Consider the following 12,706-nt stretch of genomic DNA (forward strand, 5'->3'; position numbering starts at 1 on the left):
GTGAAGCTACTCAAGCTTCACAAGGAGGAGCAGGACCGGGAGCGGCTGGCCGCCCGTCAGGAGTGGGTGGAAGGCGGGTGGGTCTTCGCCTCGGACCTACGGCTGCTCGGGCCGCCCGAGCAGCCCCGCCACGTGCTCCGGCGTGGCCACCGGGCAGACCTTGTGCACGAAGTCCCGCCGCAGCGCGTGGTACGGCTCGCCCGCCCGGTAGAAGTTGGCGTGCATCCGGCGCAGTTCCTCCGCCCGGTACTCGGCCAGCGGCTTGTCCTCCTCGTCGGCCGCGCGGCGGCGCTTCTTGTCCACCAGCCGCCCGGTGAGCTCCGGCGAGGCGGCGATCCGGGCCGCCTCGCGGGCCACCCAGCGGCGGAACCCGGCCGCGTCCCCGCCGACCGTGCGGTTCACCAGGCCGATCCGGCGGGCGTGGTCGGCACCGACCGGCAGCGCCTCGGCGGTGAGCCGCTCGGCCTGCTCGGCACCGACCCGGCGGGGCAGGGTGTACGTCCAGTACTCCGAGCCGTAGAGGCCCATCAGCCGGTAGTGCGGGTTGAGCACCGCCGACTCCCGGCACCACACCTCGTCGGCGGCGAGCGCGGCCATCAGCCCGCCGGCCGCCGCGTTCCCGGCCAGCGCCGCCACCGTCACCTTGTCCGTCGTGGTCAGCACCGCCTCGACGAAGTCGTCCATCGCGTTGATGTTCTCCCAGGACTCCAGCGCCGGGAAGGCCGCGCCCTGGATGACGTTGAGGTGGATCCCGTTGGAGAAGAAGTCCCGGGGCGCGCCGAGCACCAGCACCGAGGTCGGCCGCTCGGCCGCCTCCCGGTAGGCGGCGAGCAGCCGGCGGCACTGCTCGGTGCTCATCGCCCCGCCCGCGTAGGCGAATTCGAGGAAGCCGACGTCGCCCTCCTCGTGGTAGCGCAGCTCCGACCAGGTGTCCCGGCGGGCCGCCCGCTCCGGGCTCACCGGCACCTCGCGGACCCGGTACAGCTCGTCGGCGAGCACCGTGGCGGCGGGCAGCTTGAAGGTGGCCGGCCCGCCGGGGGTGCGGCGCGGGCGCAGCTGGGGTATCCACACCGCGCCGTCCACGGTGGCCCGGCAGATCGCGCCGTCCCGGGTGGCCAGCACGGCGCCGGGCACCGGGCCGCGCAGCTCGTCCTCGGGGTGGCCGCCGTGCAGGAAGAACTCCCGCCCGTACAGCTCGTCCGGCACGCCGGGCTGGGAGTCGGCGGCGCGCAGCTTGCGCAGCACGGTGGCGGTGTCGTCCCGCTCCCAGTCGATCCGGCGCGCCTCCTGGCGCAGCAGGGGCCGCGGTTCGCCGCGCACGTCCGGCCGGGTGTAGTCCAGCGGCTCGGGGGTGTACCGCCCGCCCTCGTAGCGCTGGACGGCCAGCAGGACGGCCTCGACGGCGGCGTCGGCGAGCTCGCCCCGGTACAACTCGCTCTTGCCGCAGGCGGGGACGGGGAAGTCGACGGAGGCCCAGATGTCGCCGGCGTCCATCTCCGCGACGGCCTGCAGCACGGTGACGCCCCAGCGCTCCGCGCCCTCGGTGATCGCCCAGTCGAGCGAGGAGGGGCCGCGGTCGCCCTTGGGCCCCGGGTGCACGATCAGGACGGTCCGGGTGGACCAGATGTCCTGCGGGACGGCCTTGGTGAGCATCGGGCAGACGATCAGCTCGGGGTCGGTGCGGACCACCGCCGCCCTCATCTGCTCGTCGCCGAGGGCGAGTTGGACGGCGACCTGGTGGCCGCGCTCGCGCAGCCCGGTGTGGACGCGCTGGGTCAGGCTGTTGAACGCGCTGGCGATCAGGAGAATGCGCAAGGAGGGCCTCCGGCGGGAACTGGGGTCGCGCGCAGGCGATGAAACCAGGGCATGGACACGTAATGATTACGGTCCGTACCTCGGCGCTCTACTCTCACGCACCCCGCACACCTGGGCCCCGCGTTTCGCCGGATCTCCCCAAGTCCCCGCTCCGGAGGCGTACTCTCCCCGCCCCCGGTCCCCCCCGCGGGCTCAGCGCGGGAACGCCCGGCGGGCCCGCCAGGTGGTGTGCTCCCGGGAGACGGCGTCCTCCGCCTCCGCCGCCAGCCGGGCCCAACGGGCCTCGGCGTCCGGCGCCTTGAGGTCCAGGTCGGACAGCTGGTTGCCGACGTTCTCCAGCTCCCGCGCGGCCAGCTGGTAGGCGGCGGCCAGCGGGCCGAGCTGCTTGAGCTGCGTCCAGGCGATGATCGCCGCGGCCGCGGCCGAGGTGACGCCGAAGAGGTGCACCTGCAGCGCACCGGTGGCCTGGGCGACGGCCGCCGCCGCGCCGACGATGATCAGCACCGCGATGCCGAGCCCCCAGGAGACCGCCTGCGAGTCGCAGGCCTCGGCCCGGGAGCGGTACCAGGTGCGCTGGCCCTCGACCCGGGTGCGCAGGTAGAGGGTGCGCCGGGCGGTCAGGCTGCCGGCGCGCTGCCGCCGCATCTCGGGGGTGATCTCGGCGACGCTGCCGGGCGGCACGATCTCCGGGTCCTCGAAGGCCCGCAGCACGTCCTCGACCTGGAGCAGGTAGCCGCGGTCGACGTCCGCGGACTCGGCCTCCCCGTCGAACGGCCGGGCCCGGACGGTGTACTTCCAGGCCAGCGTCTTGACCGACTCGGCCGCCGCCCTGGCCTGGTACCAGCGCCCCTGCGGGTTGCCGCGGCGCAGCCTGGACCAGAAGTACCCGGCGACCAGGAAGGCGGCCACCGAGAGCAGCGGCCAGGGGTCGAACCCGTGGCTGTCGTCCGGGCCGGGGAACGACCCGATCAGCGCCGCGACCACCAGCATCGAGATGAGCCCGCGGTACCAGCGCAGCGTCTCGCGCTGCCCCTCCAGCGAGGCCTTGTCCGGCGCCCAGAACAGCTCCGGCAGCAGCTGCGCCTCGACGCCCCCCGGCGGATCCTCTTGCACCATCGGTCGAGTCCCCTCCCCCTTCTCCGTCCAGCCAGTATTCCCTCCGCCAACTCACCTACACGGGTGCCTTTTTGACAACTTCCGACCGCGGATCGTTGCCCGGCTCCGCCGGTAACCGATATAAACGGTTACATGCCGCTGCACTGGAAGCTCGTCATCGACTGCGCCGACCCGCACCGCCAGGCCGCCTTCTGGGCCGCCGCCCTGGAGTACGCGCTGGAGGACCACGGCCCGCTGATCACCCGGCTGCTCGCCGCCGGCGCCGTCGGCCCGGAGGCCGTCACCGAGCTGGACGGCCGCCCGGTCTGGCGCTCGCTGGCCGCCGTCCGCCACCCCGAGGACCCCTTCGACCCGGCCTCGGACACCGGGCTCGGCCGCCGTGTCCTGTTCCAGGCCGTGCCCGAGCCCAAGCAGGGCAAGAACCGCCTCCACCTCGACGTCCACCCCGGCCCGGGCCTGCGCGAGCCCACCGTCGCCCGCCTCGAGGGCCTCGGCGCCACCGTCCTGCGGCAGGTCGAGGAGCCCGGCGGCAGCTGGGTCGTCATGGGGGACCCGGAGGGCAACGAGTTCTGCGTCCACTGACGGCGCGGTCCCGGGAACGGCGACGGCCCCGCACTCCCGGGCGGGAGGGCGGGGCCGCGGTCGGCCGGACGGCGTCAGAGCAGGCCGAAGGCCGGCATCAGGTAGTAGAAGGCGAACACCGCCGCCACCGCGTACATCGGGACGGGGACCTCGCGGCCGCGGCCGGCCGCCAGGCGCAGCACGCAGAAGGCGATGAAGCCCATGCCGATGCCGTTGGTGATGCTGTAGGTGAACGGCATCATCACGATGGTCAGGAAGGCCGGGATCGCGATCGTGTAGTCGGCCCAGTCGATCTCCTTGATCGAGTTGGCCAGGATCAGGAAGCCGACGGTGATCAGGGCCGGGGTGGCGGCCTGGGCCGGGACCATGGTGGCGAGCGGGGTGAGGAAGAGCGCCACCACGAAGAGCAGGCCGGTGACGATCGAGGCGAAGCCGGTCCGGGCGCCCTCGCCGACGCCGGCGGTGGACTCGACGAAGCAGGTGTTGGCCGAGGACGAGGTGGCGCCGCCGGCCGCGGTGGCGATGCCGTCGACCATCAGGACCTTGTTGATGCCGGGCAGGTCCCCGTTGCGGTCCAGCAGGTGGGCCTCGTCGGCCACGCCGAGGATGGTGCCCATCGCGTCGAAGAAGCACGACATCAGCACGGTGAAGACGAACAGCAGTCCGGTCAGCACGCCGACCTTCTCGAAGCCGCCGAACAGGCTGACCTTGCCGACCAGCCCGAAGTCCGGCGCGGAGACCGGGTTGCCCGGCCAGGTCGGCACGGTGAGGCCCCACTTGAGCGCCGGGATGTCGGCGACCTTGTCGATGATCGCGGCGAGCGCGGTGGAGGCCGCGATGCTGATCAGGATGGCGCCGGGCACCTTGCGGATCAGCAGGATCAGGGTGAGCACCAGGCCGATCACGAAGATCAGCACCGGGAAGCCGAGCAGGTGCCCGTTGCCGCCGAGCTGGAGCGGGACGGTGGTGTGGGCGGCGTCCGGGATGCGGCTGACGAAGCCGGAGTCGACCAGGCCGACCAGGCTGATGAACAGGCCGATGCCGATCGCGATGGCCTTGCGCAGGCCCAGCGGGACGGCGTTCATGACCCGCTCGCGCAGCCCGGTGGCGACCAGCAGCATGATCGCGAAACCGGCCAGCACGACCATGCCCATGGCGTCCGGCCAGGTCATCTTGGGGGCGAGCTGGAGCGCCACGATCGTGTTGACGCCGAGGCCGGCCGCCAGGCCGATCGGGACGTTGCCGATGACGCCCATCAGCAGGGTGGTGAGCCCGGCGGTGAGGGCGGTGGCGGTGACCAGCTGGCCGCTGTCCAGGTGCGCCCCGGTGATGTCGGTGCCGCTGGCCAGGATGATCGGGTTCAGCACCAGGATGTACGCCATGGTGAAGAAGGTGGCGACACCGCCGCGGATCTCGCCCGGCAGGGTGGAGCCTCGCTCGCTGATCCGGAAGAAGCGGTCGACGGCGCTCGTGGGGGGCTTCGGCGCGGCGTCGGCGGGTTCGGGCGACTCGGTGGTCGGCTGGACCACAGGCATGCGTGCGTCCTCTGTGGGGGAGCTGAGGAGAGGGAGGGGACGCCCGGGGCGACGATGGCCGGGCGCAGACCTTTAAGTATGGTTTCCCGATCGCACACGCGCTATCTTCGCGCGTAGAGCGCGGACGGGGCCACGGCGCCCGCGCAGCCGCCCCACCGCACCGTACGCTAGGCCCCATGCCCAAGACGCCACTGCACCCCTCGCCCCCTCCGCTGGAGGCCAACGACGTCGCCATCGTCGGCGGCGGCACGGTGGTGTGGTTCGTCGCCTTCCTCGCCCTGCTCCCCTTCCAGGGCACGCTCTCCGAGCACGGCCACGGCACCTGGCCCTGGATCTGCCTCTCCGGCGGCCTGCTCGGCCTGATCGGCCTCTGGTACTGCCGCGCCCGGCGGGACGCGATCGCCCGCGGCCGCGCCGCCGAGGCGGCCGGGCACCGGGCCGAGGACGCGTCCGGGCACACGGCCGAACGGACCGCCGAGGACGACGGCCAGAACCCGGCCACCCGGTCGGACTGAATGGTCCTTTAGTAGCACGCACCGGACATAAGGCACCCGTAGAGTCGGTGCCATGACGCAGCCTGCCCAGCCAGCGGAAGAGCCGCCGACCGACCGGGACCACCCGGACGGAGCGCACCCCCTCGGCCTGCTGCCCGGCCGGCGCGGCGGCCTGACCGCCGCCGAGGTGGCCGAGCGGGTCGCGAAGGGTCAGGTCAACGACGTTCCGGTGCGGTCCAGCCGGTCCACCCGGGAGATCGTCCGGGCCAACGTCTTCACCCGCTTCAACGCCATCATCGGCGTGATGTTCGGGATCATCCTGATCGTCGGTCCGATCCAGGACGGCCTGTTCGGCCTGGTCATCGTGGCCAACACGGCGATCGGCATCGTCCAGGAGCTGCGCGCCAAGCGGACGCTGGACAGCCTGGCCCTGATCGGCGAGGCCCGCCCCCAGGTCCGCCGGGACGGCGGCGTCCAGCAGATCGGCGTCTCCGAGATCGTCCTCGACGACACCGTGCTGCTCGGCATCGGCGACAAGGTGATCGTGGACGGCGAGGTCACCGAGGCGGACGGCCTGGAGATCGACGAGTCGCTGCTCACCGGCGAGCCCGACCCGGTCCTCAAGCAGCCCGGCGACCAGGTGATGTCCGGCAGCTTCGTGGTGGCCGGCGCCGGCGCCTTCACCGCCACCAAGGTCGGCCGCGAGGCCTACGCGGCCCAGCTCGCCGAGGAGGCCAGCAAGTTCACCCTGGTGAAGTCGGAGCTGCGCTCGGGCATCGACAGCATCCTGCGGATCATCACCTACCTGCTGATCCCCACCGCCCTCGGCCTGATCATCAGCCAGCTGGCCGTCGAGGGCCGGGACTGGCGCGAGGCCGTACGGCGCATGGTGGCCGGCATCGTGCCGATGGTCCCGGAGGGCCTGGTGCTGCTGACCTCGGTCGCCTTCGCGATCGGCGTGGTCCGGCTCGGCCGCCGGCAGTGCCTGGTCCAGGAGCTCCCGGCGATCGAGGGCCTGGCCCGGGTGGACACCGTCTGCCTGGACAAGACCGGCACCCTCACCGAGGGCGGCATGGACGTGATCGACCTGAGGGTGCTCTCCGACGGGGAGCCCGCCGCCGTCGACAAGGACACCGTCGAGCGCGCGCTGGCCGTGATGGCCGGCGCCGACGCCCGCCCCAACCCGTCCATGCAGGCCGTCATCGACGCGTACGGGCGCGGCGACGGCTCGGACGGGCACGGCGCGGACGGGCGAGGCGCGGAGGGCGCGGCGCACAACGGCTGGCGGGTGATCGAGGCGATGCCCTTCTCCTCCGCCCGCAAGTGGAGCGGCGTGCAGCTGCTGGAGCCGCAGGGCGGCGAGGCCAGCTGGCTGCTCGGCGCGCCCGACGTGCTGCTGCCCGCCGGGCACCCGGCGCTGGCCGAGGTGGACGAGCTGGGCGCCCGGGGCCTGCGGGTGCTGCTGCTGGGCCGCACCCCCGTCCCGCTGGACTCCCCCGACCCGGCCGCCGACCTCACCCCGCTCGCCCTGGTGGTGCTCCAGCAGCGGCTGCGCTCGGACGCCGCCGAGACCCTGCGCTACTTCGAGAGCCAGCGGGTCCGGGCCAAGGTCATCTCCGGCGACGCGGCGGTCTCGGTCGGCGCGGTGGCCGGCCACCTGGGCCTGCCCGGCGCCGACCACCCGCTGGACGCCCGCACCCTGCCCACCGACCCGGAGGAGCTGGCCGAGACCGCCGACCGGACCAGCGTCTTCGGCCGGGTCACCCCGCAGCAGAAGCGCCAGCTGGTCGGGGCGCTGCAGTCCCGCGGCCACACCGTCGCGATGACCGGCGACGGCGTCAACGACGTGCTCGCGCTCAAGGACGCCGACATCGGCGTGGCGATGGGCACCGGCTCCGACGCCACCAAGGCGGTCGCCCAGATCGTGCTGCTGAACGACTCCTTCGCCACGCTGCCGTCGGTGGTGGCCGAGGGCCGCCGGGTGATCGGCAACATCGAGCGGGTCGCTTCGCTCTTCCTGGTGAAGACCGTCTACTCGGTCCTGCTGGCGCTCCTGGTGATCTTCACCCATTCGCCGTACCCGTTCCTGCCCCGGCACTCCACCGTGCTGTCCTCGCTGACCATCGGCATCCCGGCGTTCTTCCTCGCGCTCGCCCCCAACAACGAGCGGGCCCGCACCGGCTTCGTGCGGCGCGTGCTGCGGCTGGCGATCCCCGGCGGCGCCATCGCCGGCACCGGCACCTTCGTCGCCTACACGCTCGCCCGCACCGACCACGTGACCGACCTCAAGGCGGACACCAGCGTGGCGACCCTGACGCTCTTCCTGATCGCCGTCTGGGTGCTCGCGATCGTCGCCCGCCCGTACACCTGGTGGCGGCTGCTGCTGATCGGCACCATGGGCGGCGCCTTCGCCCTGGTCCTGCTGGTGCCCCCGCTGAAGAGCTTCTTCGACCTCTCCCTGGTCGGCTTCCGCGACCCCCTGACGGGCGTCGCCGTCGCGGTGGTCTGCGGCATCGCCCTGGAGCTCACCTGGGGCTGGATGAAGCGCCGCGGCCTGGAGTGACCTCCGCGCGGGCCCGCCTCGACCGGCGGGCCCGGGCCGAGGGCTCAGCCCTCGAAGTCGCGGGCGGCCGAGAGCTCGTAGGCGCGGTCCGGTTCGCTGAGCGCGGCCAGCACCTCGAAGCGGCGGTGCCACTGCCCGACCGACCAGGCCAGCCCGGCGGCCAGGCCCTCCGGGGTGGCCGCGTGCAGCAGCCCGGGCACCGGCGGGACCTCGAACTCGTCGTCCTCGTCGCCGGCCTCGGCCAGCTCCGGGTCGTACGGCGGCTCCGGGGTGTCCGCCCCGGTGTCCCACCGCCAGTCCACCGCCGCCTCCTCGCCGTCCGGCCCGACGACCAGCAGCTCCTCGTGCTCCTCGTAGGCGACCGGGCAGCCCGGCAGCAGCTCCCGCACCACCGCCGGGACGCGGTGCAGCACGCCCTCGGAGAGCACCCGGCCGCCCGCCACCTCGCTGGCCAGCGACACGTGCAGCCGCTCGGCGAGGTCGGCGGCCAGCGCCGGGGCGACCGGCAGCAGCGGGTACGGGTGCAGCAGCTGGACCAGGTCCGGGGCATCGGCGACGACCGCCTCGGTGGCGTCCACCACCACGGTGTGGGCCGGCCGGCGGCCGGTGGCCGGGTCCAGCGGCGGCAGCGCCCGCACCACGTCCAGCGGCTCGATCCGCTCGCGCTCCACCCGGGCCAGCGCGGTGTGGATGCCGTGCAGCTGGCGGTGGCCGACCTCGGCGGCCGGGTCGGTCATCCGGTCCAGCACCTCGTCCGGCCCGTGCGGCTCGGCGAGCAGCGCGGCCAGCGTGGTGCGCACCCCGAGCGCGTGCAGGAACTGGTCGTCCAGGGTGGTGCGGGCCTCGTCGTACAGGCCGCGCAGCAGCGGGTCGGCCCCGGCGGCGCGCAGGCCGGCCGGCTCCCGGCCCGCCAGCACCGGGTGGTCGCGCAGCCACCACGCGGTGTACGGCGGCAGGTCGGCGTACGAGCCGTCCGGCAGCAGGGTGCGCACCGGGTTGACCACCGCGTCCCGGTACGGCGGGCGGGCCAGCGCGGCGAGCGCCTCCGGCCAGGCCTCGTCGTCCACCAGGTCGAGGTCGCGCACCGCCAGCAGCTCGGCGGCCACCGGCGGGACGCCGACCGCCTCGTCGGCCTGCAGCGCCTCCAGCGCGTCCTCGGCCCACTCGGCGAGCCCGTCCGGCGCCTCGTCCAGCAGGCCGGTGGGGTGGCCGCCGGCCGCCCGGTCGGCCGGGACGGTGGGGTCGAGCCGCTCCAGGTCGTCCGGGTCGAGCACCACGTCCTCGGCCCGCACCAGCACGAAGTCGGCCAGCACGCCGACGGCGGCGAGAACCTCCGGACCCCAGCGCTCCAGCAGTTCGTCGTCCACCCAGCCGGCGTCCTCCTCGCGGGCCAGCGCGGCGAACGGGCTTCCGGGCAGCACGAGTTCGCCGGCCCGGGCGGGCTCGCCCTCGTCGTCGAGCAGCGCCAGCCGGGCCAGCCAGGGGTGGGCGCCCGGCTCCGCGGCGGCGGCCTTCACCAACGCCAGGACGGCGTCGGCGAGTTCGAGCGCCCCGTCCAGGTCGTCCTCGGCCAGCTCGTAGGAGCGGGCGACGGCGGCCCGCGCCTCGGGGGTGTCCAGCACCCCGGCCGGGGTGGCGGTGCCGGCGCCGAGCTTGGCCAGCAGCGGGTGGGCGGCCTCGGGGTGGGCCAGCCGCAGGTCGAGCGCGGCGAGCGCGCCCGCGAGCGACTCGGGGTAGCCGGGGAAGGCCGCCCAGTCGGCGTCCTCGGAGGGCAGCAGGACGCGCCGCGGCCCGGTGACCGTCCGTCCGTCGGCGAGCGGGACGGGCAGCGCGCCGAGCGCCTCCGGGTCGGCCGCGCCGAGCGCCGCGTACAGGTTGCGCCACCAGGCGGGCTCGCGGTCCAGGCCGCCGAGCTGGTCCACCACCTCGGCCAGCGGCACCCGGCGCACGTTCAGCACCCGCAGCTCGGTGCGGCGTTCCAGGCCGGCCGGCAGCAGCCCGGGGAAGATCGGCGCGAGCGCCTCGACCACCGAGCCGTCCGCGCCCTCCAGCAGCGTCGCGTCCCGGGGCCGCAGCGCGGGCGTGCCCTGCTCGACCGGCGCCGGGTGCGGCAGGAACGGCGTGCCGGGCAGCCGGGAGAGCACCGCGGCGCGCAGCGCGTTGTCCAGCGCGCCCTGGCCCAGCGGGCCCGGGACGAGGCCGAGCGAGCCGAGGTCGGCGCCCCGGGCGCGCAGCAGCTCGGCGTAGCTGTCGGCGGCGCGCTCGGTGAGGAAGTCGGCCAGCGGGCCGGGGGCGACGTGCCGGCGGGTGGAGTCCAGCGGGTAGGAGGCGATCAGCAGCGCGGGCAGGCCGACCGGCTCGTCGCTGGGGGTCGGCGCGTGCAGCACGGAGGCGATCCCGGGCCGCTGCGGGGCGCCGTCCGGGCCGACCGGGACGGCCCAGGTCACCGTCCAGTACGGGCGGGCGCGCTCCTCGGTGGGCCGGTCGGCCAGCAGCTCGGCGTCGAGCCGGCCGGAGGCGCCGGCGGTCTGCCAGACCGTCTGCCGCAGCCCGCCGCCCGCGTCGTCGGTGACGGTGACCTCGGTGACCCCGTCCGGGCGGGTCTCGGCGGCGTCCCGGGTGAGCGTGCGGGTGCCGTCCGGGGTCTCCACCACGACCTCGCGCAGGCCGGGCAGGGTGAGCAGCAGCGCGTCGTCGATCCCGGCCAGCAGACGGCGGGTCAGGTCCTCGGCGGCGGCGTCCCGCAGCGGCAGCACGACCACCGTGTCGTAGCCCGCCGGGGCCGGGCCCTCGGCCGCGAACGGCAGCCGCGGCTGCGGCCGTGGTTGGCCTTCTTCTTCCGCCGGGCCTTCTTCTTGCGGGCGCGCTTGGACATCGCGGTCGGTCCTTCTCTCGGGTACGTGAGTGGCGGGTGGTTCAGGCGGCCTGGCCGACCAGCTGGTCGGCGAGCTTGGCCAGGCGCTTCAGCGAGCGCTCCTCCTGGGCGGCCTGCGCGGTCGGCGCGAGCGAACCGCCGTCGTAGTAGGCGCCGTTGGCGACGACCGCGTCGGGCAGGCAGAGCCGGACCACGGCCGCAGCGCCCTCGGACGCCGGCGCGCCGGTGCGCCCGTACAGCGGCAGCAGCGCGGTGTCGCACTGGCCCGGGTTGAGGCTGACGGCGGTGATGCCGGAGCCGGCCGGGGCCATGTCGGCGGTCGCCATGGTGAGCGCGAGCTGCGACTGGGCGTACGCGGCGACCCGCGAGTACTTCTTCGTCCGGTGCGGGTCCGACCAGTTCATCGAGGCGGTGCGGTGCAGGGAGGACGACACGTTGACGATCCGGGCGTCGCCGGCCGCGGACAGCGGCGCGCGCAGCAGCTTCGCCAGCAGGTGCGCGGCCAGGAAGTTGACCTGCAGCGAGACCTCGTTGCCGTCGTCGGTGAGGGTGCAGCGCTCGGGCGCCGTCGCGGCGGCGTTGTTCACCAGCAGGTCCAGCGCCGGGTAGTGCTCGACGACCGTGCCGGCCAGTACCGCGACCTCCGCGAGGTGGGTGAAGTCGGCCGCCAGCTCGACGAGTTGGTCCCGCCGGGCACCCGCGGCGACCAGCCGCTCGACGGCCGCGCCGGCCTCGCCGGTGGTGCGCGCGTGCACCAGCACGGTGGCGCCGTGCCCGGCGAGCAGTCGGGCGGTCTCCCAGCCGATCCCGGAGGAGGCGCCGGTGACGAGGGCGGTGCGGGCGGACAGAACAGCGTCGGACATGACCCATCCAAGGGTGGACAGGCACCGGCGGGGTGCGGTGGCGGCGCGGCACGGGGCCGCACGCCACCGGGGCCGCCGGTGCGAAAGGGGTGTGTTGCGGAAGTGTGGTGCGAGGGAACGCTCGTCCGTCCCCCGTCCCCGGAGCCTGCCGGAACAGGGGGACGGACGGCGTGATCGGCACGGAACGGTGAACGGCACTCGGCCCGTGCGGCCGACCGGTGGAGAGCGGGAAGGAGCTCGGCCCTACCGGACGGCGGTGGCGACCGCGACAGCGACGACGATCCGCGGCCGACTGTGCGGCGGGCGGTCGTGGTGGCGCGTGGAGCGGTGCATGGCCCTTATCAAAGCCTGCCCGCAGGCCCCCGGGCAAGCTCCTTCAGCCTCGTTGACGAACCCCTGACGCCGGCGCTTCGACCACGCACCGCAGCGGATTCCGGCCAGGTAAGGCTTACCTTGCCACGGAGTCGAATCCAGCCCTAAGCTGAAGTCCTCAGAGGACCTGACAACCTGAGCACTTTAGGAGTGATCATGACAGACCTCCATGAGCTGACGCTGGCCGAACAGGCCGCGGCGGTCCGCGAGCGCACCGTCTCGCCGACCGAGCTGGCCGACCACCACCTGCGCCGGATCGAGGAGTTGGACCCCACCCTGGGCGCCTACCGCGCGGTCGACGCCCCCGGCGCCCACCGGGCCGCCCGCGCGGCCGAAGCCCGGCTGGCGGCGGCCGGACCGGGGGACGGCGCCGCGCTCCCGCCGCTGCTGGGCGTGCGCGTCCAGGTACTCGGCCCGGAACAGCCCGTACAGCTCCTCGGCCGTCATCTCCCGGCCGCTGTCGTCGGTGGCCTCCTGCACCACCCGCGCGA

At 74.5% G+C, this 12,706-nt stretch carries 7 protein-coding genes and 2 pseudogenes; 4 read left to right on the forward strand and 5 right to left on the reverse strand.

Features of this window, described 5'->3' with window-relative positions:
• Positions 1-96: 96 nt before the first annotated feature.
• Together ABZW03_RS26495 and ABZW03_RS26500 are read right to left on the reverse strand one after the other, a co-directional pair.
• Complete coding sequence (locus ABZW03_RS26495) at positions 97-1,815, reverse strand: hydrogenase maturation protein (protein ID WP_355263157.1); 1,719 nt, start codon at positions 1,813-1,815, stop codon at positions 97-99.
• Between the two features lie 192 nt (positions 1,816-2,007).
• A complete protein-coding gene (locus tag ABZW03_RS26500) occupies positions 2,008-2,931 on the reverse strand; it encodes a DUF4231 domain-containing protein (RefSeq protein ID WP_355263160.1) in 924 nt (307 codons plus the stop codon).
• A gap of 132 nt (positions 2,932-3,063) precedes the next feature.
• Here ABZW03_RS26500 and ABZW03_RS26505 point away from each other — a divergent pair, with 132 nt between their 5' ends.
• Complete coding sequence (locus ABZW03_RS26505) at positions 3,064-3,513, forward strand: VOC family protein (protein WP_355263163.1); 450 nt, start codon at positions 3,064-3,066, stop codon at positions 3,511-3,513.
• A gap of 74 nt (positions 3,514-3,587) precedes the next feature.
• Here ABZW03_RS26505 and ABZW03_RS26510 read toward each other — a convergent pair whose 3' ends face one another.
• Positions 3,588-5,048, reverse strand: coding sequence for an NCS2 family permease (locus ABZW03_RS26510; protein ID WP_355263166.1), 1,461 nt, complete (start codon positions 5,046-5,048; stop codon positions 3,588-3,590).
• 176 nt (positions 5,049-5,224) lie between these two features.
• Between ABZW03_RS26510 and ABZW03_RS26515 the strand changes: the two genes are divergently transcribed.
• On the forward strand, positions 5,225-5,563 hold the full coding sequence (locus ABZW03_RS26515; protein WP_355263169.1) for a DUF2530 domain-containing protein: 339 nt from the start codon (positions 5,225-5,227) through the stop codon (positions 5,561-5,563).
• 52 nt (positions 5,564-5,615) lie between these two features.
• Positions 5,616-8,105 (forward strand): HAD-IC family P-type ATPase, encoded by a 2,490-nt coding sequence (locus ABZW03_RS26520; RefSeq protein ID WP_355263172.1) that lies wholly within the window; start codon positions 5,616-5,618, stop codon positions 8,103-8,105.
• 44 nt (positions 8,106-8,149) lie between these two features.
• Here ABZW03_RS26520 and ABZW03_RS26525 read toward each other — a convergent pair.
• A pseudogene (locus ABZW03_RS26525) lies at positions 8,150-10,915 on the reverse strand (molecular chaperone Hsp90); the annotation flags it as partial.
• Between the two features lie 106 nt (positions 10,916-11,021).
• Positions 11,022-11,843: an SDR family NAD(P)-dependent oxidoreductase gene (locus tag ABZW03_RS26530; protein WP_355263175.1), complete on the reverse strand. Its 822-nt coding sequence runs from the start codon at positions 11,841-11,843 to the stop codon at positions 11,022-11,024.
• 528 nt (positions 11,844-12,371) lie between these two features.
• On the opposite strand from ABZW03_RS26530, the pseudogene ABZW03_RS26535 reads away from it, so the two are divergent.
• A pseudogene (locus tag ABZW03_RS26535) lies at positions 12,372-12,706 on the forward strand (hypothetical protein); the annotation flags it as partial.

It is taken from the genome of Kitasatospora sp. NPDC004799, from assembly GCF_040609095.1.
GTDB lineage: Bacteria > Actinomycetota > Actinomycetes > Streptomycetales > Streptomycetaceae > Kitasatospora.